Raw genomic sequence first — 23,422 nt, 5'->3', positions numbered from 1 at the left:
TCGACTACGAATTTCAGTGCTTGTGAAACAGGAAAAACGGCCTATAGTTCGCTGTGTTTTTCGGATTCGTCAGTTGTTTGGTCAGCACGCGTCAATGCACGAAAAACCGGACCGTCCGTTCGTGCAAAGCGAATAGCCTGGCACACCACCAGCGTCGCGAGCGTCCGTTGCTCGGCGGCCGGCCGGCTTGCGCCCCGTGCCCATCCGACAGGTGTCCACGCCACAGAACCGGGCCGCTCATGCGCACCGGTCGGATTAACTTTTGCCATTAATTTACCAACATCAATTCAATTGCCCATCATCTCGCCAAAGCGACTTTCAAAAACCCTGATTGATATGACCCGGCTTTTTACAAGAACAATTTGCCGACACGGATTGCAATGGATGGATATGCAGGTTACACAATTACCGATCAATTAATTGTCCCTTTTTCAATCAGATCATCCGGTTTCGAAGCTGAAAACCGGCGCGTGGCTATTGGGTGGCGAGGGTGGAATATGCAATGGCGGTCGAGCAGTTTCATCGTATGGGGATGCGTGATGCTGTTGCCGGGGTGCGGTGCGACGGAGCACGCCGCGGCGGTGCCGTATGCGATCACGGTTGACGTCGCGCCCGACGTCAACCCGGACATGAACCGCAAGCCTTCGCCGATCGTGCTGAAGGTGTTCCAGCTCCGCGCGGCGTCGTCGTTCGACAGCGCGGACTTCTTCTCGCTGCAGGACAAGCCGGAAAACGTGCTCGGCGCGGACCTGCTGGGCACCGACCGCGTGATCCTGCGGCCGGGCGAGTCGCGCACGCTGCACTATCGCGGCAACGTCGAGGCCGGCGCGATCGGCGTGGTCGCCGAATACCGCATGCTCGAAAAGAACCGCTGGCGGCTGACAGTGCCGCTGCCGCGCGCAAAGCAGCTCAATCTCTACAAGTTCTGGCAGACGTCGCCGGGCGAACTGAAGCTGTCGATCGCCGTACGCAATGGCGGCATCGCACTGAACGATGCGAAGGGGCGCCCATGACCGAACCGACGATGTCCGCGACGCCGGTCGCGGCGCTCCGCCAGCGGGTGGTGTGGACCGAGGGGATGTTCCTGCGGCCGCAGCATTTCCAGCAGCTCGAACGGCACTGGGAGCGCTACGTCGCGTTGCGCTGCCTGCCGCTGCAAGGCTTCTACTGGGGCTTCGACACGCTGGAGCTCGATCGCGAGCAACTGGCGCTCGGCAAGGTCGCGCTGCGCACCGCGTCGGGCGTGATGCGCGACGGCACGCCGTTCGACCTGTCCCATCCGGACGATCTCCCCGAACCGCTCGACGTACCGGCCGATGCGAAGGACCAGCTCGTCGTGCTCGCGCTGCCGCTGTGGCGCGGCGGCGGCGAGGAGGTGTCGTTCGGCGCGGGTGCGGGTGCAGGCAGCGGCAATGCCGCGAACGGTGCAAATGGCGCGAACAGCGGTGCCGATGTCGCACGCTACGTCGTGCGCGAATACGAAGTGGCCGACGCGAACGCGGTCGCGCTCGGCCCCGCGCTGCTGCAAACGGGACGCCTGAACGTGCGGCTGATGCTGGAGGCCGAACTGACCGGCGACTGGCACGCGCTCGGCGTTGCGCGAATCGTCGAACGGCGCACCGATGCGCGGCTACTCGTCGACGACGGCTACATTCCGCCGCGCCTCGTCGCGCAGCACGACACCGTGCTGCTGGCCTATGCGCGCGAGCTGCACGGGTTGCTCACGCAACGCAGCGAAGCGCTCGCGGAACGGCTGTCGGAGCCCGGGCGCGGCGGCGTGTCGGAAGTCGCGGATTTCCTGCTGCTGCAGCTCGTGAACCGCTATCTCGCGCTGACCTGGCATGCGCAGCAGCACGTGTCGACGCACCCGGAGTCGCTGTTCTGCGACTGGCTGAAGCTCGCGTGCGACCTGAGCACGTTCACGGCGGCCGGCCGGCGCCCTCAGTCGCTCGCGGTCTACGTCCACGACGACCTGCGCACGAGCTTCGCGGAGCTGATGACCGAGCTGCGCCGGTCGCTGTCGACGGTGCTCGAACAAAACGCGATCCAGATCGAGCTGCGCGATGCGGGCAACGGCATCCGCGTCGCGACGCTGGCCGACCCGGCGCTGCGCGACACGGCCGGCTTCGTGCTCGCGGTGCGCGCGGACGTGCCGGCCGACAGCCTGCGCGCGCGGTTTCCCGCGCAGGCGAAGCTCGGGCCGGTCGAACGGATCCGCGATCTCGTGCAGTTGCAGCTGCCGGGCATCACGATGCGCCAGTTGCCGGTCGCGCCGCGGCAGATCCCGTATCACGCGGGCCATACGTACTTCGAGATCGACAAGGGCAGCGACCTGTGGAAGCAACTGGCGCGCTCCGGTGGTCTCGCTTTTCATTTCGCCGGCGAATTCCCTGGGCTCTCGATGGAGTTCTGGGCGATACGCGGGTAAGGGCGGGGCGACGCGATGAATTCCTCCTCCGATTCGATCTCCCCCGGCACCGGCGGATTCGTGCCGCCGAATCCGGGCGGCATGCATCCGGCCGCGGCGGGCGCGGCCGGCCCGACCGCGACGCAGCCGCGCCCCGGGCGCTGGGCCGCGAGCGGAACGAACCCGCTCGTCGCGGCCGCGAATCCGTTGCTCAACCTGGTGCCGCAGATCCGCTCGACCGTCCATCACCCGAATCCGGCGTGGCTGCGCGAGCATCTGGTCGTCGAGATCCGGCAGTTCGAGGCCCGTGCGCAGGAAGCCGGCGTGCCGTCGGAAGCGATCATCGGCGCGCGCTACTGCCTGTGCACGGCGCTCGACGAGGCCGCCGCGTTGACACCGTGGGGCGGCAGCGTCTGGTCGTCGCACAGCCTGCTCGTGTCGTTCCACAACGAAACGTGGGGCGGCGAGAAATTCTTCCACCTGCTCGAACGCCTGTCGCAGCAGCCGCGCCAGCATCTCGACCTGCTCGAGCTGCTGTATTTCTGTCTCGCGCTCGGCTTCGAGGGCCGCTATCGGGTGCTCGACAACGGCCATGCGCAGCTCGACGCGCTGCGCCACCAGCTCGCGCTGACGATCCGCTCGGTGCGCGGCGAATTCGAGCCGGCGCTGTCGCCGCACTGGCGCGACGTCGTCACGCGCGATGTCGCGCGCCGGTTCGTCGTGCCGCTGTGGGTCTGCGTGGCGCTCGCGCTGCTGATCGGCTTCGGCGTGTTCGTCGGGCTGCGCATTGCGCTCGCCGGGCATTCGGATCGGCTGTTCGCGTCGATCGACGCGCTGCACGTGCCGAAGCTGCAACCCGCACAGGCGCCACCGCGCCCGGCACCGGCGCCGCGCATCGCGAAGTTCCTGGAACCGGAGATCGCGGCCGGCCTCGTATCGGTGCGCGACGACGCCGATCGGAGCGTGATCGTGCTGCGCGGCGACGGGTTGTTCAAGTCCGGCTCGACGTCGGTGATCGACCGCTACGTGCCGGTGCTCGCGCGGGTGGCCGACGCACTGAACAAGGTGCCCGGCAACGTGCGGGTGACCGGCTATACCGACGACACGCCCGTGCATACGGCGCGCTTCGCGTCGAACTGGGACCTGTCGCGCGAACGCGCGGAAGCCGTGCGCGGGATGATCGCCGCGCGGCTCGACCATCCGGAACGGCTCGCGGCGGAAGGGCGCGGCACGCTCGACCCGGTCGCACCGAACGATTCGCCGGCGAACCGCGCGCTGAACCGGCGCGTCGAGATCACGCTGCTGCCGGCGCCCGGCAGTGCCGCCGTCGGCGCGAGCGCCACGCAGGGAGCCAACTGACCATGAACCAGGCTGTCGCGCGTTTCGTCCGGCCGTTGCCGTCGCGGGAGATCTGGACTTTCGCCGGTCTCGTCGTGCTCGCGTGCTTCGTGTGGCTCGCAGGCCCGCTGTTCGCGTTCGCCGAGGTCCGGCCGCTCGAAAGCGGCTGGGCGCGCGGGCTCACGATCGCGGTGCTGTTCATCGCGTGGGGCGCGCGTGTCGCATGGCGCAGCTGGCGCGCGGGCCGCCTCAACGCGCAGTTGCTGAACCAGCTGCGCGAGGCCGCTCCCGGGCCGGCCACCGCCGACGATCCGGCAAAGGCGCAGCTCGACGAGTTGCGCAGCCGCTTCGACGAGGCCGCTTCGCTGCTGAAGAAGGTGCGCTTCGGACAGGCCGACACCGTGCGCAAGGGCCTGCCGCGCTGGTTCGACCGGATGTCGCGCCAGTATCTGTATCAGCTGCCTTGGTACGTGTTCATCGGCGCGCCGGGCTCGGGCAAGACCACCGCGCTCGTGAATTCCGGGCTCAGCTTTCCGCTCGCGGAGCAGTTCGGCCGCGCGGCGATTCGCGGCGTGGGCGGCACGCGGCATTGCGACTGGTGGTTCACGAACGACGCGGTGCTGATCGACACCGCCGGCCGTTACACGACGCACGAGGGCAATCGCGCGCTCGACGAGGCCGAGTGGAAAGGCTTCGTCGACCTGCTGAAGAAATACCGCACGCGCCAGCCGCTGAACGGCGCGATGCTGACGATCAGCGTCGCCGACCTGCTCGGCGCGTCGGAGGCCGAACGCACGCAGCACGCGATGGTGCTGCGCAAGCGGCTGCTCGAACTGCGCGCGCAGCTCGGCATTCGCTTTCCCGTGTACCTGCTCGTGACGAAGGCCGACCTGCTGGCGGGCTTCGCCGAGTATTTCAGCAGCTACGGCCGCACCGAATGCGCGCAGGTGTGGGGCTTTACGTTCCCGCTCGCGCAGAGCGAGGCGCCGGGTTTCGACCTGCGCGCGGCGTTCGACCGTGAATACCGGCTGCTGCACCAGCGGCTGAACGACGGACTGCCCGAACTGCTCGCCGCGCAGACCGACGCGCGCCAGCGCGAAATGACGTACCTGCTGCCGCAGCAGATCGCCGACCTGCAGGACATGCTCGGCCAGTTCGTCGCCGAGGTGTTTTCGGTGTCGAGCTACGAGCCGATGCCGATGCTGCGCGGCGTCTACCTGACGAGCGGCACGCAGGAGGGCACCGCGTTCGATCGCGTGATGAGCGGCATCAAGCGTTTCCTGAAGATCGAGGGCGTGCCGCCGGTCGCGCAGGTCGGCTCGACCGGGCGCAGCTTCTTCCTGAAGTCGCTGCTGCAGGAACACATCTTCCGCGAAGCCGCGCTCGCCGGCAGCGACCTGCGCTGGCATCAGAAGCGGCGCGTGCTACAGATCGTCGGCTACGTGCTGCTCGCGCTGGTGTGCGTGGCCGTGCTGGTCGCGTGGCTGCGCAGCTATTCGAACAATCGCGCGTATCTCGACCAGATCGCCGCGCGCGTGCCGGCCGTCGATGCGCAGATCGCCGGCGCGAAATTCTCCGATGCGGCCGACGTCGCCCGCCTGTTGCCCGTGCTCGACGCGCTCGGCAACCTCGCGAATGCGGGCGGCGTCGACCTGCAGCATCCGCCGCTTGCGTATCGGTGGGGGCTGTTCCAGGGCGAGAAGATCGACGAAGCCGTCGACGCCGTGTACCGGCGCGCGCTCGAAGACGTGCTGCTGCCGATCGCCGCGCGCCGGATGGAGGCCGCGCTGCGCGACGCACGGCCCGACGAGACCGAATACGCGTATGCGGCGCTGAAGGCGTACCTGATGCTGTACGACAGCGCGCACTACGATCCCGCGTTCGTGCAGGCCGTCGTCGATCTCGAAATGGAACGCGCGCTGCCGCCCGATTTCTCGCCGGCCGAACGCACCGCGCTGCGTGCGCATCTCGCCGCGCTGTTCGGCAACCGTGTCGCGGTGTCGCCGTATCCGATGAACGAGCGGCTCGTGGCCGACGTGCGCGACCGCTTGCGGCAGGTGCCGTTCTCGCAGCGGCTGTACCGGCAGCTCACGCTCACGCTGCGGCCGGCCACGTCCGCGTTCGACTTCAGCGTCGCGCGGGCGGTCGGCCCCGATGCTTCACTGGTGTTCCGCCGCCAGAGCGGCAAGCCGCTGTCGGAAGGCGTGCCGGGGCTCTATACGCGCAACGGCTATCGCAATGTGTTCGCGCCGCGCCTGGCCGGCGAGGTCGACACCTACGGGCGCGAGGAAGTGTGGGTGCTGAACCTCGGGTTGTCCGAGATTCCGGGCCCGAACGACGCTGCCGCGTGGGCGCGCGATATCCGCCAGCTCTACCTGAACGACTACCTGAAGATCTGGGACGACTATCTCGCCGACATCAAGCTGCAGCGCACGGCGACGCTCGCGCAGAGCATCCAGGTGGCGCGCGCGCTGTCGTCCGCCGATTCGCCGCTCACGCGGCTGATGGTCGCGCTCGCACGCGATACCGCGCTCGGCGATGCACCGGGCGGGGCGCGCAATCTCGCCGCGCGCGCGCAGGACAAGGTCGACGAGGCGCGCAGCTCGCTGTCGCAGATCTTCGCGGGCCAGGGCAGCGATTCGAGCGCGTCCGCGGCGGCGCCCGCGAGCGCCGAGCAGATCGTCGACAGCCACTTCGCCGGGCTGCGCGCGTTCGCGCCGGGCAGCGGCGACCAGGCCCAGGCGTTCAGCGAGGTGCTGAAGTCGATCGACGCGCTGTACACGTACCTGACGGCCACCGACGACGCCTTGAGAAGCGGCGCGCAACCGCCGCCGTCCGACGCGCCAGCCAGGCTGCGCGCACAGGCCGGCCGCCTGCCGACACCATTCCGCGAAGTGCTCGACGACCTGTCTAACGTCGCGAACGGCAGCGTCGCGACTGTCGAGCAGCGCAGCGTCGCGACGCGGGCCGGTGCGAACGTCGGTGACTTCTGCCGGCAGGCGATCGCGGGCCGCTATCCGTTCGCGCGTGGCTCGTCACGCGACGTCGCGCCGGCGGATTTCGCGCAGATGTTCGCGCCCGGCGGCCTGATGGACGACTTCTTCCAGAAGAACCTGCAGTCGATCGTCGATACGACGTCGCACCCGTGGCGCTTCGCGAACCGCAATGCGGACGCCGATCCGTCGGCCGCCGCGATGCTTGCTTCGTTCGAGAAGGCGGCGGTGATCCGCGACGCCTATTTCGGCGGCGGCGCACGCACCGCGCAGTTGAAGGTACAGATCCAGCCGCTCGAAATGGACCCGTCGATCACGGAGATGGTGCTCGACGTCGACGGGCAGATCGTCCGCTACGCGCACGGCCCGCTCGTGCAGAGTGCGGTGGACTGGCCGGGCCCGCGCGGCAGCAACCAGGTGCGGCTGCAGGTGTCCGGGCAGGCCGGCGCGACCGACGGCTTCTCGACCGACGGGCCGTGGGCGCTGCACCGGTTGTTCGACCGCGCGGCCGTGTCGGCCGGACGCGGCTCGGACCAGATGATTGCGCGGTTCACGGTCGACGGCAAACCGATCGTGCTGCAAGTGAATGCGGGCAGTGTCCGCAACCCGTTCAGGCTGCCCCAGATGGAGTCCTTTACATGCCCTCCGAAGCCATGAGCCCGACACCGCCGTTCACGCGTACCGACGGCGATGCGCCGGCCTGGTACGGGAAGATTCCCGGCGCCGGCGACTTCGTGAACAGCCGGTTGCCGCATGCGCTCGCGCTGTGGTGGGAGCGCTGGCTCCAGCAGGGAATGGCCGCGATGCGCCAGCGCGGCGCGGACGAGATCGAGCGCCACTACACGGTCGCGCCGGTCTGGAATTTCCTGATTCCGGCGGGCGCCGGCGCGTCGTGCATTCAGCCCGGCTGCCTCGCGCCGAGCTGCGATCGCGTGGGGCGCTACTACCCGGTGATCGTCACGCTGCCGATGCGCGCGGCCGATTACTGGAACGGGCTGCCGGATGCCGCCGACGCGTTCTACTGGCAGGTCGGCCAGGCGCTGCTCGACGCGATCCGCCATGCACGCGCGCCAGGCGATCTCGAGCAGATGCTGGAGCGCGTGCGGCTCACACAGGGCGACGACACCTACGCCGACATCGTCGAAGGCATGCCGGCGCCGCCGCCTGAACGGCCGGCCCCGGCTGCGTGGCCGGGGCTGTCCGGTTACTTCGATCCGCACGGCGGCACCAGTTTCTGGTGGACCAACCGCGCGGACGGGTCGCCGCTGCGCACGCACGCGCATACGGGCACGCCCGACAACGCGCTGTTCCTGACGCTGTTCGGCGGCAGCTAGCGACCCGGCTGACGGGCGGCGGGACGGCGAGCCGCCGGGCACGGCGGGCGGACAGGACGCGGTTTCGAGAGGTGGTGGAGATGAAGGACGCTGGATCGAGAGACAACGAGCACGACACGGCGACACGCGGCGACGCATCCGAATTCACGGTGCGGCCGCTGCCGCTCGGCCATCGCCTGGGCGAACTGCAACTCGACGAGGTGCTGGGCATCGGCGGCTTCGGGATCGTCTATCGCGCATTCGATCGCACGTTGCGGCGCGCGGTCGCGATCAAGGAGTACATGCCGTCGATGCTGGCCACGCGCGGCGGCGACTATACGGTGTCGCTGCGCTCCGAACGATTTGCGCAGGCCTTCGACGCCGGGCGCGGCGCGTTCCTCAACGAAGCGCGCCTGCTCGCACAGTTCGATCATCCCGGGCTCGTCAAGGTCCTGCATTTCTGGGAAAGCCACGGCACCGCGTACATGGTGATGCCGTTCTACGAAGGGCGCACGCTCAAGCAACTGCTCGACGGCGGGATGCGGATCAGCGAGACGCAGTTGCGCAATATCGTCGGCGCGCTGCTCGGTGCACTCGACACGCTGCATCGCGCGCAGTGCTTCCATCGCGACGTCGCGCTCGACAACGTGCTGATCCGCCCGAACGGCAGCGCGATCCTGCTCGACTTCGGCGCGGCGCGCAAACGGATCGGCGACCTGGTCGACGACGGCGCGATGATGATCAAGCCCGGCTACGCGCCGATCGAGCAGTACACCGACGATCCCGCGTTCAGCCAGGGGCCGTGGACGGATCTCTATGCGCTCGGCGCGGTGATGCACGCGATGATCACCGGTGAGCTGCCGCCCGCGGCCGTCGTGCGCAGCATCAAGGACACGTACCGGCCGCTCGCGTCGCGCGACCTGCCGGCCGGCGAGGTGTACAGCCCGGCATTTCTCGCGGCGGTCGACCATGCGCTGCAGTTGCGGATTCCGGATCGGCCGGAATCGGTCGCGGCGTTCGCGGCGGAGCTCGGGTTGCGGGACTTCGGGGCGGGTGGCGGGTATGGCGCGGCGGTCGTGCCGCCGGTGAGCGATGCGGGGAGGAGCGGGGAAGGGAAGCGCGAAGCTTCGGCTGGGTCCGGCACTGCGTCGGCGGCCGCCGCGGCTTCGATCGGCGCGGGCGGGACCGCTTCGGGGAACGCTGCGACGGATGGGCAGGCGTCGACATCCGCTGGTGCGGATCATGTGTCGACGCCTACGGACACGGCATCCGCATCGGCTGGCATGTCCGGCGCCCAGCCGGAAGCCGATGACGCGCCTTCGACATCCAAAGTGGCCGCAGAAGGCGCCGCGATTGCGGCTGCGGGCACGCTCGCAGCGTCGGGATCTCATGCGTCTCAGTCGGCCGCGAAACCGGGTGAATCCGACGCACCGCGCGGAAACGTCCAACGAGAGAAAGAACCACCCGCTGCAAGCGCTGACGTACAGAACGAAGCCGGAAAGCGATCGACAAGTACGGCGCCTGACGTCGGTGCGCAAGGTGCGGCAGGCTCCGGCAATGCAAACGCGTCCGCAGCTGCCGGCGCCGCCGGTTCGACCGCACCGCATCCTGCCGCATCGGCATCGGTATCGGCTTCGGCTTCGTCATCAGGTGGTGCATCCGTGCCAACCGGCACCCACCGCGGCCAGGCTCCGGCCGGATCGCGCAATCGCCGTCTGCCTGTCTACGTCGGTAGCGCGCTCGTCGCACTGATCGCCGTTGGCCTGGCCGCGACCTATCTGTCGCGTCCCGCCCGCGATGCCGGCGAGCCCGCGCCCGTCGCGAGCCAGCCTCAGGCCGGCACGTCACCGCCCGCGAGCACGCCGGGTGCCACGCTGGCCCAGCGGGGGCCGACACCGACCGTCGTGCCGCCATCGAGCCTGCCGGCCGGATCGTCCGCGCAGGTTCTGCCGCCGCCCGTCGCCGCGGCGCCGGCCAGTGTGCCTGCCGTCGAGGCCGCCGCGTCCGCGCCGCAGGTTGCGACCACCGTGACGAACCCGGCCCCGTCGCAAGCAGGTTCCGGTTCCGCTATCGCGCCCGCCGGCAGCCTCGATTCGTCGGAACGTGTTGTCAACGTGCCGCCGTCGGAGACAGAGACCGCAGTCGCCGCCGTCAACGCGCCGACGGCCGAGTCGCAGCCGCGTCCGCCGAAGGCGCAGGAAACCGTGCAGGTGCGTTTCAACGTGCGGCCATGGGGCGACATCTACGTGAACGGCGCACGGCGCGGCGCGAGCCCGCCGCTGCGTTCGGTATCGCTGACGCCTGGCGTCTACGTGATCGAGATCCGCAACGGCTCGCTGCCGCCGTTGCACCGCACCGTGGCGATCGACTTCGGCAGCAAACCGGTCAACATCGACTATGCATTCGAATGACGTCAGCCAGGCGGCGCTGGCCGCCGCCGCATTGTCCACGGTGCCGCCCGGCCTGCCGGCGACCCCGCGCGCCGACCTGATCGGCCAGCTGCTCGCGGAGGTCGCGCCCGATGCGCCGTGCGGCGCGAACCTCGAATACGACGCCGAGTTCCTGCAACTGCAGGAGCGCGCGACGCCGCGCGCCGAGCAGCAATACGGCGACACGGTGATCCCGGCCGAGGCGCCCGACTGGCGTGCGGTCGAGCGGCTCGCGCTTGCGCTGTCCGCGCGCACGAAGGATCTGCGCGTCATCGCCTGTCTCGCGCGAAGCTGGACCGAGCAACACGGCATTCCCGGCTATGCGGACGCGCTCGCGCTTGTCGCGAACCTGCTCGCGCGCTGCTGGGACGACCTGCATCCGCGGCTCGACGCGGACGGCGACCCGGACCCGACGCTGCGTATGAACGCGCTCGCCGAGATGGCCGGCGCGCACGACTGCGCGCGCGCGGCGCGCCGCCAGCCGCTGTTCGACGGCGGGCCGAGCGTGCGCGACGCGGAACGGCTGCTCGACGGCCGCGACGATACCGGCAGCCCCGTGGCGGGCAGCCGCGAAAGCCTGCTGGCTGCGCTGTCGGCTACGCGTAGCGACGGCACGACGCCGCTCGACGCGGCGCGCGCGGCATTGCACGCGCTGGAGGCGATCCGCGTGTGCGTGACGGACAAACTGGGCCGTGAATGGGCACCCGACGAAGGCGATGCGGAGAAAGCGCTGCAGCGGATCGTGCGCGAAGTGCCGCTGCCGGAGCCGCAACAGGTGTCGCCCGACCTGCAGCAGGCCGCGCCCGGCGACGCATCGCAGGCAGGCACGACAGCTACCGCGCCAACAGCAATGCCGAACGCCCACGCCTGGCGCGATGCCGAGGTCACGAGCCGCGACGACGTGCGCATCGGTCTCGACAAGATGTGCCGCTATTTCGAGCAGCACGAACCGAGCCACCCGGCGCCGTTGCTGCTGCGGCGCGCCCAGCGGCTGCTCACGCTCGACTTCTACGAAATCATCCGCGATCTCGCACCGGAGAGCCTGCCGAAGCTGGACCTGCTGAGCGGCGAGCGGAGCGAATGACACGAATGAAACACGCCGCCAAGCGGGCGGCGACGACGGACTGCGCAACCTGATCGATGTGAAGGAGTGGACGATGACGGACAGAACCAAGGCGGCAGGCAGCGGACAGAAGTTCATCGCGCGCAATCGGGCGCCGCGCGTGCAGATCGAGTACGACGTCGAGACCTACGGCGCCGAACGCAAGGTGCAGTTGCCGTTCGTGATGGGCGTGATCTCGGACCTGGCGGGCAAGCGCGCCGAGCCGTTGCCGGACTTGCCGGAGCGAAAGTTTCTCGAGATCGACGTCGACAACTTCGACGAGCGGATGAAATCGGTCGCGCCGCGCGTCGCGTTCCAGGTGCCGAACACGCTGACGGGCGAAGGGATGCTCAACGTCGACATGACGTTCGAGCAGATCGACGATTTCTCGCCGGCCGCGATCGCGCGCAACGTCGACGCGCTGCGCCGGCTGCTGGAGGCGCGCACCGAGCTGTCGAACCTGCTGTCGTACATGGACGGCAAGCACGGCGCCGAGCAGCTGATCGAGCGCGCGATCAACGATCCCGACCTGCTGAAGACCCTCGTGCGCAACCCGCACGAGCCCGCACAGGGCGGCGACGCGACCCAACCGGAGGCCCGCGATGAATGATCCCGTCCAGTCCCGCTCGGACACACGCGAGGCCGCGCAACCGGCCGTCGCGCACGACGAATTTGCCGCGCTACTGCAGAAGGAATTCAAGCCGAAGACGGCCGAGGCGCGCGAGTCGGTCGAGCGCGCGGTGCGCACGCTTGCGCAGCAGGCGCTCGAACATACGGTCGGCATGACGACCGATGCGTACGGCAGCGTGAAGCAGATCATCGCGGAAATCGATCGCAAGCTGTCCGAGCAGATCAACCAGATCCTGCATCACAACGAATTCCAGACGCTCGAAGGTGCGTGGCGCGGGCTCCATTACCTCGTCACGCACACCGAGACCGACGAGCTGCTGAAGATCAAGGCCTTGCCGGCGTCGCGCAACGAGGTCGCGCGGATGCTGAAGCGCTACAAGGGCGTTGCATGGGACCAGAGCCCGCTGTTCCGCAAGATCTACGAAGAGGAATACGGGCAGTTCGGCGGCGAGCCGTTCGGCTGCCTGGTCGGCGATTTCCATTTCAACCACAGCCCGCCGGACGTCGAGATGCTCGGCGAGCTGTCGAAGATCGCTGCGGCCGCGCACGCGCCGTTCATCGCCGGCGCGTCGCCGGAACTGATGCAGATGGATTCGTGGCAGGAGCTGTCGAACCCGCGCGACCTGACGAAGATCTTCCAGAACACCGAATACGCGGCGTGGCGCAGCCTGCGGCAGTCGGAGGATTCGCGCTACATCGGCCTCGCGATGCCGCGCTTTCTCGCGCGGCTGCCGTACGGCGCGCGCACCAACCCGGTCGACGAATTCGACTTCGAGGAAGACACCGATGCCGCGAACCACGACCGCTACACGTGGGCGAACTCGGCATACGCGATGGCCGCGAACATCAACCGCTCGTTCAAGCAGTTCGGCTGGTGTTCGTCGATCCGCGGCGTCGAATCGGGCGGGGCGGTCGAAGGGCTGCCGAGCCACACGTTCCCGACCGACGACGGCGGCGTCGACCAGAAATGCCCGACCGAGATCGCGATCAGCGACCGCCGCGAGGCCGAGCTCGCGAAGAACGGCTTCATGCCGTTCGTACACCGGAAGAACTCGGATTTCGCGGCGTTCATCGGCGCGCAGTCGCTGTACCAGCCGGCCGAATACCACGATCCCGACGCAACCGCGAACGCGCGGCTGTCCGGGCGCCTGCCGTACCTGTTCGCGTGCTGCCGCTTCGCGCATTACCTGAAGTGCATCGTGCGCGACAAGATCGGCTCGTTCCGCGAACGCGACGACATGGAGCGCTGGCTGAACGACTGGATCATGAACTACGTCGATGGCGACCCCATCAATTCGTCGCAGGAAACCAAGGCGCGCAAGCCGCTTGCGGCCGCGCAGGTGGTCGTCGACGAGGTCGAGGACAACCCCGGCTACTACACGTCGAAATTCTTCCTGCGGCCGCACTACCAGCTCGAAGGGCTCACGGTGTCGCTGCGGCTCATCTCGCGGCTGCCGACCGCGAAGGCGGCCAACGAGTGAGCGACGCAGCAGGCAACGATCGGCATTCAACGCGGCATTCATCCTGACATCGCACTGAAACGGAGACGGCAATGGGCGTGGCAATGTTTATGAAGGTGGACGGCGTGACCGGCGAATCGGCGGACGCACAGCACAAGGGCTGGACCGACATCCAGTCGTTCACGTGGGGCGCGAGCCAGCCGGGCGCGATGGCGAGCGGCAGCGGCGGCAATGCGGGCAAGGCGAGCTTCAACGATCTCGTCGTCGCCGCGTACATGGACAAGGGTGCACCCGCGATCATCAAGAACTGCGCGAACGGCAAGCACCTTTCGACGGTCGAGATCTCCGCGTGCAAGACGGGCGGCACGCAGGTCGAGTTCATGCGCGTGACGCTGCAGGAAGTGCTCGTCACGTCCGCGCAGGTCGCGGGCATCGATCCGGGCGACGTCGCCGACCGGCTGATGATGCACTACGGCTTCCAGGCCGCGAAGGTGAAGAAGCAGTACTGGCAGCAGAACGACAACGGCGGCAAGGGCGCGGAGGTGACCGTCGGCTGGAACATCAAGGAAAACACCGAGATGTGACGGCGGGGAAATGACCATGGACGACCCGCGAACCCGCGACGGCCGGGAGGGCAGCCTGCGCGACCGGCTCCAGCCCGCATTGCTCGACCGGCTCACCGACGACACGCCGCAGCGCGCGACCGAAGCGCCCGGCGCGCAGTGGATCGGCACCGAACGCCTGCGTGCGGCCGTGCTGCGCGATCTCGCGTGGCTGCTCAACACGCGCAACGCCGAGGACGGCTTCGTCGACTGGTCGGCGTTCGCGCACGCGCAGGCGTCGGTGCTCAACTACGGGATGCGGCCGCTCGTCGGCAAGCCGATGTCGGGCGTCGAGCGGATGTCGGTCGAGGCATCGATCCGCGATGCGATCGTCCGCTTCGAGCCGCGCATCGCGCCCGACAGCGTCGAAGTGCGCAGCGTGATCGACGCGCCGGGCGGCCGCGCCGGCGAGCGGCGCCACAACGTGCTGCTGTTCGAGATTCGCGGCACGCTGTGGTCGATCCCGCATCCGCTCGAATTCGTGCTGCGCTCCGACCTCGATTTCGAGACGGGCGCGATGTCGCTGCAATCGGTAGCGGGGGCCTGACGCGATGGATACGCGCCTGCTCGACTACTACAACCGCGAACTCGCGTACCTGCGCGAGCTCGGCGGCGAATTCGCGCAGCAGTTCCCGAAAGTGGCCGCGCGGCTGCGGCTCAACGAATCGGGGCCGCCCGACCCGTACGTCGAGCGGCTGCTAGAAGGCTTCAGCTTTCTCACCGCGCGCGTGCAGCTCAAGATGGACGCCGAGTTTCCGCGCTTCACGCAGGCGTTGCTCGATGCCGTGTATCCCGGCTACATCGCGCCGCTGCCGTCGATGGCGATCGTGCGGTTCGCGCCGATGCTGAACGAAGGCAGCCTCGCACAAGGCTGGCGGCTGCCGGCCGGCACCGCGCTGCGCGCGCGTCCGGCCGCATCCGAGCAGACCGCGTGCGAATTCCGCACCGCGCACGACCTGACGCTGTGGCCGCTCGAACTGACCGATGCGACCGTCACCGGCGCGCCGTCGTGGCTGCCGCGTGGCGCCTTCGCCGCCCGGCAGGACGTGCGCGGCGCGCTGCGCATCCGGCTGAAGGTGCGCGGCGGTGCCAAACTGTCCCAGTTGCCGCTCGACCGGCTGACGTTCCATCTCGCGGGCCCCGAGCGCGACGCACTGCACCTGCTCGAACTGATCGCCGCGCATGCGCTCGGTGTCGTGTGCCACGATCCCGCGCAGCCGCCGCGCTGGCTGCATACGCTCGACGCCGACGAGATCGTCCACGAAGGCTTCGATCCCGCCCAGGCGATCCTGCCCGACGACGGCCGCAGCTTCCACGGCTACCGGCTGCTGCGCGAGTATTTCGCGTTTCCGGCGCGCTTCCTGTTCTTCAGCATCGGCGGGCTACGCGCCGCGCTCGCACGCGCAACCGGCGACGAGTTCGAGCTGACCGTGCTGTTCGACCGCCATGACGCGGCACTCGAAGCGGCCGTCAGCGCGAAACACCTCGCGCTGAACTGCACGCCGGCCGTGAACCTGTTCGCGCGCCGTGCCGACCGCATTCCGCTGCAACCGGGCGCGCGTGAGCACCATGTCGTCGTCGATCGCAGCCGGCCGCTCGACTACGAGGTCTATGCAGTGCAGCGGCTCGCGAGCGAGCAGCGCGACGACGGCCAGTCACGCGAATTCCGGCCGTTTCATGCGTCGTTCGCGACCGACGACGGCAACCACGGCGCGTACTACATGGTGCGACGCGAACCGAGGCTGGTCTCCTCGCAGGCACGTGCGAACGGCACGCGCACCGGCTACGTCGGCAGCGAGACCTACGTGTCGCTCGTCGACAGCCAGTGCGCGCCGTACGACGAGACGATGCGCTACCTGGCGGCCGACACGCTGTGCACGAACCGCGACCTCGTGCTGCTGCAGCCGCCCGGCGACGCGAACACGTTCACGCTGCGCGTGTCGGCCCCGGTCGAAAGCATCGTCGCGATCCGCGGCCCGTCGCGGCCGCGCCCGCCGATCGCCGATGCGCAAACCGCGTGGCGGCTGATCCGCCATCTCGGGCTGGCCCGGCACACGCTGACCGATCTCGACGACGACGAGGGCGCGCATGCGCTGCGCGAACTGCTCGGCCTGCATGCCGACCCGGCCGATGCCGCAATGCGCCGGCAGATCGACGGCGTGCTGCGTGTGGCGTTCTCGCCAGTGTTCCGCCGGCTGCCGGCGTCAGGCCCGCTGATGTTCGGGCGCGGCGTGCAGGTCGACGTGACCGTTGACGACCATGCGTTCTCCGGTGACAGCCCGTTCCTGCTCGGCGCGGTGCTCGAACAGTTCTTCGCGCGCCACGTGTCGATCAACGCGTTCGCCGAATGCGTGCTGACCAGCGCGCAGCGGGGCCAGCTCGCCCACTGGCCGGCGCGCATCGGCAGGCGGCCCGCGATATGAAGCGCGATATGTCACCGGGTACCGGGCCCGCCGCCGAAGCCGCACGCCGCGACGCGTGGTGGGCACGCCTGCGCGCCGCGCCGCACGGTTACGACCTGTTCCAGGCGCTGCGCTGGCTCGATGCGCTGTCGCCCGGCCGCGCGCCGCTCGGCCATGCCACGCGCCCGCGCGACGAGCCGGTACGGCTCGGGCAGCAGCCGTCGCTCGCGTTCGCGGCGTCGATGCTGGCCGGCGTGAGCGACGCGGGCAGCGGCGTGCCGCCGCGCATCGCGATCCACGGGTTCGGGCTGTTCGGCCCGAACGGGCCGCTGCCGACGCACCTGACCGAATACGCGCACGAACGCGCGGCGCAGCACGACGACCCGACGTTTGCCGCGTTCGCCGACCTGTTCCATCACCGGCTGATCCTGCTGTTCTACCGCGCATGGGCCGACGCGCAGCCAACGGTGAGCCTCGATCGCCCGGAGCGCGCACGGTTCGACGGTTATGTCGCGAGCCTGATCGGGCGGGCGGCACACGGCGACAAGCCCGTCGCGAAAGCCGACACCCATGCCAACGCCGACACGCTCGCGCCGCATGCGCGCTACTTCCATGCGGGCCATCTCGTGCGGCACACGCGCAACCCGGAAGGGCTCGTGCAGATCCTGCGCCGGCATTTCGGCGTCGAGGCTCGCATCGTCGAGCATGTGCCGCAGTGGGTCGCGATCGAACGTTCGCAGCGCTGCACGATCCGCGCGACGCGGCCGACGTTGCGGGTCGGCGCCGTCGCGCTCGGCATCGCGGTGCGCGATGCCCAGTCGCGCTTCCGGATCGTGCTCGGCCCGCTGTCGCTCGACGCGTACCGCCGTTTCCTGCCGGGCGGCCCGCATGCCCGGCAGCTCGCGCAATGGGTGCGCGAATACGTCGGCATCGAGTTCGACTGGGATGTCCAGCTCGAACTGGCGGCCGACGCGGTGCCCGCGATCGCGCTCGGCGCGCCGCAGGGCATCGGCCGCACCGCGTGGCTCGGGCAGCGACTCGATCCGGGCCCCGCGCGTGACCTCGTCGTCCGCTACGACGTGCGGCGCGGCGGCGCCCCCCTTCATCGCGAAACTGCCTAAACGGGAACCGTCATGTCCGATATCGGCCGCGCCAATCTGTTCGGAAAACTGAATCCGTTCCTCTACGAGACGCTCGAGCAGGCGACCGGCTTCTGCCGGCTGCGCGGCAATCCGTACGTCGAGCTTGCGCACTGGTTCAAGCAGATGCTGCAACGGCCCGACGGCGACCTGCAGCGCGTGCTGCGCCACTTCGGGGTCGATGACGCCGTGGTCGACCGCGGGCTCGTTACCGCGCTCGACAAGCTGCCGCGCGGCGCGGGCTCGGTGTCGGATCTGTCCGTGCATATCGACGACGCGGTCGAGCGCGCATGGGTCTACGCGACGCTGAAGTACGACGCGACGCGCATTCGCGGCGCGGTGCTGCTGCTCGCAATCCTGAAGACGCCGCAGTTGCGCAACGTGCTGCTGGCGATCACGCGCGAATTCGAACGCATCGTGCCGGACGTGCTCGCCGATGCGCTCGGGTCGATCGTCGAAGGTTCGCCGGAGGCGCAGGCGGCCGGGCAGACGGCTCCCGGCGGCGACACGGCAATGCGCGGTGCAACCACAGCCGCCGCCGACGGCTCGGCGCTCTCGCGTTTCGCCGTCGACCTGACTGCCCGCGCGCGGGCCGGCGAGATCGACCCAGTGATCGGACGCGATCCGGAGATTCGCCAGATCGTCGACATCCTGCTGCGGCGCCGGCAGAACAACCCGCTGCTGGTCGGCGAAGCCGGCGTCGGCAAGACGGCCGTCGCGGAGGGTTTCGCGCTGCGGATCGCTGCCGGCGACGTGCCGCCGTCGCTGCAGGACGTTGCGCTGTACCTGCTCGACATCGGGCTGCTGCAGGCCGGCGCGAGCGTGAAGGGCGAGTTCGAGAGCCGGTTGCGCGGCGTGATCGACGAAGCAATGTCGTCCGAGCGGCCGGCGATCCTGTTCATCGACGAAGTCCACACGCTGGTCGGCGCGGGCGGGGCTGCCGGCACCGGCGACGCCGCGAACCTGCTGAAACCGGCGCTCGCCCGCGGCCTGCTGCGCACGATCGGCGCGACGACGTGGTCCGAGTACAAGCAGTACATCGAGAAGGACCCGGCGCTGACGCGGCGTTTCCAGCTCGTGCACGTACACGAACCGGAAGAAGCGGCCGCGCTGACGATGCTGCGCGGCCTCGCCGGGAAGCTCGAGGCCCACCACCGCGTGCTCGTGCTCGACGACGCGCTGCAGGCTGCCGTCACGCTGTCGCACCGTTACATTCCGGCCCGCCAGTTGCCGGACAAGGCGATCAGCCTGCTCGATACGGCCTGCGCGCGCGTCGCTGTCAGCCAGCACGCGGTGCCCGCGCCGATCGAAGATGCGCGCCGCCGGATCGACAGCCTGCGCGTCGAACAGGAGCGGATCGGACGCGAATGCGCGCTCGGCACCGGCGATACCGCACGGCGCGATGCGATCGAGCACGACATTGCCACCGCCCGAACCGAACTCGACCGGCTGGACACGCGCTGGCAAACCGAACGCGACGCATTGACGGCGATCGTCGATGCCCGTGCGTTGCTGCTCGACGACGATCCGTCGCATGCGCTCGATGCCGATGCGCGCACTGCGGCACAAACCCGTCTCTCGGCCGCGCAGCAGGCGCTGGCCGACCTGCAGGGCGAGGCGCCCCTCGTGCTGCCCGCCGTCGACACGCACGCGGTAGCAGCCGTCGTGGCCGACTGGACCGGCATTCCGCTCGGTCGCATGGTGCGCGACGAAACGCAGGCCGTGCTGAAGCTGGCCGATACGCTCGGCGAGCGCGTCGTCGGCCAGAAGCACGCGGTCGAGCTGATCGCCGAGCGCATCCAGACCGCGCGGGCCAAGCTCGACGATCCGAAGAAGCCGCATGGCGTGTTCCTGCTGTGCGGCCCGTCCGGCGTCGGCAAGACCGAGACCGCGCTCGCGCTGGCCGACACGCTGTACGGCGGCGAACACAACGCGATCACGATCAACATGAGCGAGTTTCAGGAAGCGCATACCGTGTCGACGCTGAAGGGCGCGCCGCCCGGTTATGTCGGCTACGGGCAGGGCGGGGTGCTGACCGAGGCCGTGCGGCGCCGTCCGTACAGCGTCGTGCTGCTCGACGAGATCGAGAAGGCGCACCGCGACGTGCACGAGATTTTCTTCCAGGTGTTCGACAAGGGCTGGATGGAGGATGGCGAAGGGCGCGACATCGATTTCCGGCATACGGTGATCCTGCTGACGTCGAACGTTGGCGCCGATCGCGTGATGCAGCTGTGCCGCGATCCCGAGCACCTGCCCGACACGCAGACGCTCGCCGATGCGCTGCGCGCGCCGCTGCTCGACGTGTTTCCCGCTGCGTTGCTCGGCCGGTTGACCGTCGTGCCGTACTACCCGCTCACCGACGCGACGCTTGCGCGGATCGTCGCATTGCAGTTGCGGCGGATCGAGCAGCGGATCGACGCGCACCACGGCATCCGGCTGCGCTGCACCGACGCGGCGACCGCGCTGGTCGTCGAGCGCTGCCGGACGATCGAATCCGGCGGCCGGATGGTCGACGCGATCCTCACGCATACCGTGATGCCGCGCATCGGCCGCGCGATCCTGCAGGCCACGCTCGAAGGCCGCACGCTGGCGTCGATCGAGCTGAGCGCCGCCGACGGCGAATTCGCGTACCGGTTCGACGAGGAGGAAACGACTTGAATCGCGTATTCACACTCGACAGCCTGCACGGCGACGACCTCAAGTTCCATACGCTCGACGGCAGCGACGAACTCGGCCGCCTGTTCGAATTCCGGATCGAGGCGCTCGCCGACAGTCACAGCCTGTCGCTGAAGGACTTGCTCGGCAAGCCGGTGACGGTCCGGATCGAACAGCAGGACCTGTCGACCCGCTACCTGAACGGTATCGTTGCGCGTGCGTCGCTTTCCGGCCGGCGCGCCGAGCGGTATTACGGCTACGAGCTGATCGTGCGCCCATGGCTGTGGCTCGCGACGCGACGCTCCGATTGCCGGATCTTCCAGAACAAGACCGTGCCCGAGATCATGCAGGAAGTGCTGGCGACGTACGGCTTTCCGATCGAGAACCATCTCGCCGAGTCGTATGTGCCGCGCGACTATTGCGTGCAGTACAACGAGACCGATGCCGCGTTCGTGTCGCGGCTGATGGAGTTCGAGGGGATCTACTTCTGGTTCCGGCATGCCGAGGACACGCATACGCTGATGCTCGGTGACGCGATGTCGTCGCACACCGTGCTGCCCGGCTACGAGACGATTCCGTACATCGCGCGCGACCGGACGGCGATCGCCGACGAGGAGCATATCGACGGCTGGCTGCCCGCGCAGGAAGTGAGTGTCGGGCGGCACCAGACCACCGACTACGACTATACGAAGCCGCGCGCCGATCTTTCGTCGCAGAAGGTCGATCCGCGTGGTCACGATCACGACAGTTTCGCGTCGTTCGAATGGCCGGGCGGCTATCGCGACGATGCGCCCGGCGCACACTACAGCCGCGTGCGGCTCGAGGAACAGCAGGCCGAGCACGAGCGGGCGAGTGCCGATACCGATGTGCGTGGTGTCGCGCCCGGTTATCTGTTCACGCTCGAACATTGCCCGCGCGCGGATCAGAACCGTGAGTACCTGATCGTGCGATGCCAGTACCGCTTCCAGGAGAACGCGTATGCGAGCGACCAGGGCGCGGAGGCCGTCGTGCATCAGACGATGATGCTCGTGCAGCCGTCGAGCCTGCCTTACCGGTCGCCGCGCGACACGCCGCGGCCGCGGACCAACGGGCCGCAGACGGCAACCGTGGTCGGGCCGCCCGGGGAGGAAATCTGGACCGACCAGTATGGGCGCGTGAAGCTGCAGTTCCGCTGGGATCGGTATGGGCAAAGCAATCAGGATTCGTCGTGCTGGGTGCGGGTGTCGAGTCCCTGGGCCGGGGGCGGGTTCGGGGGCGTGCAGATTCCGCGGGTAGGCGATGAGGTGGTTGTCGATTTTCTGAATGGCGATCCGGATGAGCCGATCGTCACCGGGCGAGTTTTCAACGGCGAGAAGATGCCGCCGTGGGGGCTGCCGGGGAGTGCGACGCAGAGCGGGTTGCTGTCCAGATCTTCACCGGGCGGAACGACTGATCACGCCAACGCGTTCCGGTTCGAGGACAAGAAGGGCGCCGAGCAACTCTGGATGCACGCGGAAAGGAATTTCGATGCGGAGACGGAGCTCGATCATTCGCTTTCTGTCGGGAACAACCATACGCATACGGTCGGGAACGACGAAACGATGCAGGTGAAGAACAACCGGCAACGGAGTGTGGGGCAGAACGAGACGGTGAATATCGGGCAGAACAGGGTGGCGCAGATTGGGGCGAATGAGACGCATGGGGTGACGGGGAACCGCAGCGTATCGGTCGACGGCAACAGTTCGCATACGGTGACCAAGGGGAATCACAACCTGGCGGTGGTCGCCGGCACGCATGACGTCTTCGTCGAGGGGAACAGCACGCATGTCGTCGGTACCGGATCGTATGCGACGAAGGTCAATACGGGAAACCATTCCGTGGACGTCAACAAAGTCGCTTCATTGGCGGCCGGCCAATACATCGACATGGGTTCAGGAAAGAGTGGCGTGTCGATCAACAAGGACAACGTCGGCGTCTCCATCGGCGGAACCGGAGGCGATACCGGTGTCGGGATCAGCGGCCAGGGTGGCGGTGTGGCCATCGCCGGATACGGCAAGGGCGTCAACATTGCGGGCTACGCACCTGGCGTGACGATTTACGGCGAGAACGATCTCAATCTTTCCGGCAAGTCGACGGCCAATCTTCAGGCACCGACGGTCAACATCGACAACGGCAAGAGTAGCTGCACCGTCAACGTCAACGCGACGAGGATCGTTCTGGCGACCGGTGGCGGCTCGATCACGCTCGACGGATCGGGCGTGACGATCCAGGGGACGATTGCCCACATCAATTGACTTCGACCGGCGCCTGCCGGTCACGCGATTGCATTCGAAGCATGGGAGACATTCGATGGAAAACGAATCGGATCAGATGATGGTCGACGACGCGCTCGAAGCTGAAACGGTGGAGGCGTTGCGCCGGTTGTTCGCCAACGATGCGACGCCGGATCGCACGCGGCCTGCCGAACGTCGCGAATCGTCGACGATGATCGGCGAAGTGACCGATACGCATCATCCCGACGCGATGGGGCTCATTCGCGTGAAGTGGACAGTGCAGGACGACGTCACACACGAACGCTGGCTCGAATGTGTGGCCGACGTGAAACCGCGCATCGGCGATCGCGTGTTGCTGCAGTCGCCTGCGAACTGGCCCGAGTACCTGATCGCCGGGCTGCTGGCGCGCAAAGGGCATGGTGAACCCGTCGAGCCCGTGGTCGAGCCTGCGATGGCGCTTTCCCTCGAAACCGACAAGTGCGTGCAGATCGCGGATGCATCGGGCTGCCCGCTGCTGCAGGTGCGGGCCTCTCCTGACGGGCCGGTCGTGACGCTGCTGAACCGGAACGTGAACATCGAAGTCGCCGGCAAGCTGCGGTTAAGTGCGCAAACGCTCGAACTGGAGGGCGGGCGAGGCGGTGTCGATATCCGGACCGAAGCGGACACCGTCGTCCGCAGCCGGTACGTTCGCCTGAACTGA

At 68.3% G+C, this 23,422-nt stretch carries 16 protein-coding genes; all 16 read left to right on the top strand.

Going from position 1 to position 23,422, the window contains the following annotated elements; translation table 11 throughout:
* The first annotated feature begins 497 nt into the window (after positions 1-497).
* A complete protein-coding gene (gene tssJ / locus BCEP18194_RS30750; RefSeq protein ID WP_011355198.1) occupies positions 498-1,013 on the top strand; it encodes a type VI secretion system lipoprotein TssJ in 516 nt (171 codons plus the stop codon).
* Complete coding sequence (gene tssK / locus BCEP18194_RS30745) at positions 1,010-2,428, top strand: type VI secretion system baseplate subunit TssK (protein ID WP_011355197.1); 1,419 nt, start codon at positions 1,010-1,012, stop codon at positions 2,426-2,428. The genes tssJ and tssK overlap by 4 nt, the downstream gene beginning before the upstream one ends.
* Positions 2,429-2,443: 15 nt before the next feature.
* On the top strand, positions 2,444-3,766 hold the full coding sequence (locus tag BCEP18194_RS30740; RefSeq protein ID WP_011355196.1) for a DotU family type VI secretion system protein: 1,323 nt from the start codon (positions 2,444-2,446) through the stop codon (positions 3,764-3,766).
* Between the two features lie 2 nt (positions 3,767-3,768).
* A complete protein-coding gene (gene tssM / locus BCEP18194_RS30735) occupies positions 3,769-7,395 on the top strand; it encodes a type VI secretion system membrane subunit TssM (protein WP_011355195.1) in 3,627 nt (1,208 codons plus the stop codon).
* Positions 7,377-8,072 carry a type VI secretion system-associated protein TagF gene (gene tagF, locus BCEP18194_RS30730; RefSeq protein WP_011355194.1) on the top strand — a complete coding sequence of 232 codons (696 nt, stop codon included), beginning with the start codon at positions 7,377-7,379 and terminating at the stop codon, positions 8,070-8,072. Before tssM ends, tagF begins: the two co-directional genes overlap by 19 nt.
* A gap of 80 nt (positions 8,073-8,152) precedes the next feature.
* Entirely contained in the window at positions 8,153-10,462 is a 2,310-nt protein-coding gene (locus tag BCEP18194_RS30725; RefSeq protein WP_011355193.1) for a serine/threonine-protein kinase, read from the top strand.
* Positions 10,449-11,564, top strand: a complete 1,116-nt coding sequence (tssA, locus tag BCEP18194_RS30720) for a type VI secretion system protein TssA (RefSeq protein WP_011355192.1) — start codon at positions 10,449-10,451, stop codon at positions 11,562-11,564. Before BCEP18194_RS30725 ends, tssA begins: the two co-directional genes overlap by 14 nt.
* Before the next feature lie 73 nt (positions 11,565-11,637).
* On the top strand, positions 11,638-12,192 hold the full coding sequence (gene tssB / locus BCEP18194_RS30715; RefSeq protein ID WP_011355191.1) for a type VI secretion system contractile sheath small subunit: 555 nt from the start codon (positions 11,638-11,640) through the stop codon (positions 12,190-12,192).
* Positions 12,185-13,693, top strand: a complete 1,509-nt coding sequence (tssC, locus tag BCEP18194_RS30710) for a type VI secretion system contractile sheath large subunit (RefSeq protein ID WP_011355190.1) — start codon at positions 12,185-12,187, stop codon at positions 13,691-13,693. Before tssB ends, tssC begins: the two co-directional genes overlap by 8 nt.
* Positions 13,694-13,764: 71 nt before the next feature.
* Positions 13,765-14,256, top strand: coding sequence for an Hcp family type VI secretion system effector (locus BCEP18194_RS30705; RefSeq protein WP_011355189.1), 492 nt, complete (start codon positions 13,765-13,767; stop codon positions 14,254-14,256).
* A gap of 16 nt (positions 14,257-14,272) precedes the next feature.
* Complete coding sequence (tssE, locus tag BCEP18194_RS30700) at positions 14,273-14,821, top strand: type VI secretion system baseplate subunit TssE (RefSeq protein ID WP_011355188.1); 549 nt, start codon at positions 14,273-14,275, stop codon at positions 14,819-14,821.
* 4 nt (positions 14,822-14,825) lie between these two features.
* Entirely contained in the window at positions 14,826-16,697 is a 1,872-nt protein-coding gene (tssF, locus tag BCEP18194_RS30695; protein WP_011355187.1) for a type VI secretion system baseplate subunit TssF, read from the top strand.
* Entirely contained in the window at positions 16,622-17,797 is a 1,176-nt protein-coding gene (tssG, locus tag BCEP18194_RS30690; protein ID WP_085964654.1) for a type VI secretion system baseplate subunit TssG, read from the top strand. Before tssF ends, tssG begins: the two co-directional genes overlap by 76 nt.
* A gap of 12 nt (positions 17,798-17,809) precedes the next feature.
* Entirely contained in the window at positions 17,810-20,473 is a 2,664-nt protein-coding gene (gene tssH / locus BCEP18194_RS30685) for a type VI secretion system ATPase TssH (protein WP_011355185.1), read from the top strand.
* Positions 20,470-22,743 (top strand): type VI secretion system tip protein VgrG, encoded by a 2,274-nt coding sequence (gene tssI / locus BCEP18194_RS30680; RefSeq protein ID WP_011355184.1) that lies wholly within the window; start codon positions 20,470-20,472, stop codon positions 22,741-22,743. The genes tssH and tssI overlap by 4 nt, the downstream gene beginning before the upstream one ends.
* Before the next feature lie 55 nt (positions 22,744-22,798).
* Positions 22,799-23,422: a hypothetical protein gene (locus BCEP18194_RS30675; protein ID WP_011355183.1), complete on the top strand. Its 624-nt coding sequence runs from the start codon at positions 22,799-22,801 to the stop codon at positions 23,420-23,422.

This window comes from Burkholderia lata (assembly GCF_000012945.1).
Taxonomy (GTDB): Bacteria; Pseudomonadota; Gammaproteobacteria; order Burkholderiales; family Burkholderiaceae; genus Burkholderia; species Burkholderia lata.
Note: the sequence above shows the minus strand (reverse complement) of the source record. Positions and strands in the feature narration are given on the sequence as shown.

Coding starts and splice junctions, on each gene's coding strand:
- tssG (WP_085964654.1), top strand. CDS start 16,622: ATGCGTGCTGACCAGCGCGCAGCGGGGCCAGCTCGCCCACTGGCCGGC.
- tssE (WP_011355188.1), top strand. CDS start 14,273: ATGGACGACCCGCGAACCCGCGACGGCCGGGAGGGCAGCCTGCGCGAC.
- BCEP18194_RS30675 (WP_011355183.1), top strand. CDS start 22,799: ATGGAAAACGAATCGGATCAGATGATGGTCGACGACGCGCTCGAAGCT.
- tssH (WP_011355185.1), top strand. CDS start 17,810: ATGTCCGATATCGGCCGCGCCAATCTGTTCGGAAAACTGAATCCGTTC.
- tssB (WP_011355191.1), top strand. CDS start 11,638: ATGACGGACAGAACCAAGGCGGCAGGCAGCGGACAGAAGTTCATCGCG.
- BCEP18194_RS30740 (WP_011355196.1), top strand. CDS start 2,444: ATGAATTCCTCCTCCGATTCGATCTCCCCCGGCACCGGCGGATTCGTG.
- tssA (WP_011355192.1), top strand. CDS start 10,449: ATGCATTCGAATGACGTCAGCCAGGCGGCGCTGGCCGCCGCCGCATTG.
- tssC (WP_011355190.1), top strand. CDS start 12,185: ATGAATGATCCCGTCCAGTCCCGCTCGGACACACGCGAGGCCGCGCAA.
- tssJ (WP_011355198.1), top strand. CDS start 498: ATGCAATGGCGGTCGAGCAGTTTCATCGTATGGGGATGCGTGATGCTG.
- BCEP18194_RS30725 (WP_011355193.1), top strand. CDS start 8,153: ATGAAGGACGCTGGATCGAGAGACAACGAGCACGACACGGCGACACGC.
- tagF (WP_011355194.1), top strand. CDS start 7,377: ATGCCCTCCGAAGCCATGAGCCCGACACCGCCGTTCACGCGTACCGAC.
- tssK (WP_011355197.1), top strand. CDS start 1,010: ATGACCGAACCGACGATGTCCGCGACGCCGGTCGCGGCGCTCCGCCAG.
- tssM (WP_011355195.1), top strand. CDS start 3,769: ATGAACCAGGCTGTCGCGCGTTTCGTCCGGCCGTTGCCGTCGCGGGAG.
- tssF (WP_011355187.1), top strand. CDS start 14,826: ATGGATACGCGCCTGCTCGACTACTACAACCGCGAACTCGCGTACCTG.
- BCEP18194_RS30705 (WP_011355189.1), top strand. CDS start 13,765: ATGGGCGTGGCAATGTTTATGAAGGTGGACGGCGTGACCGGCGAATCG.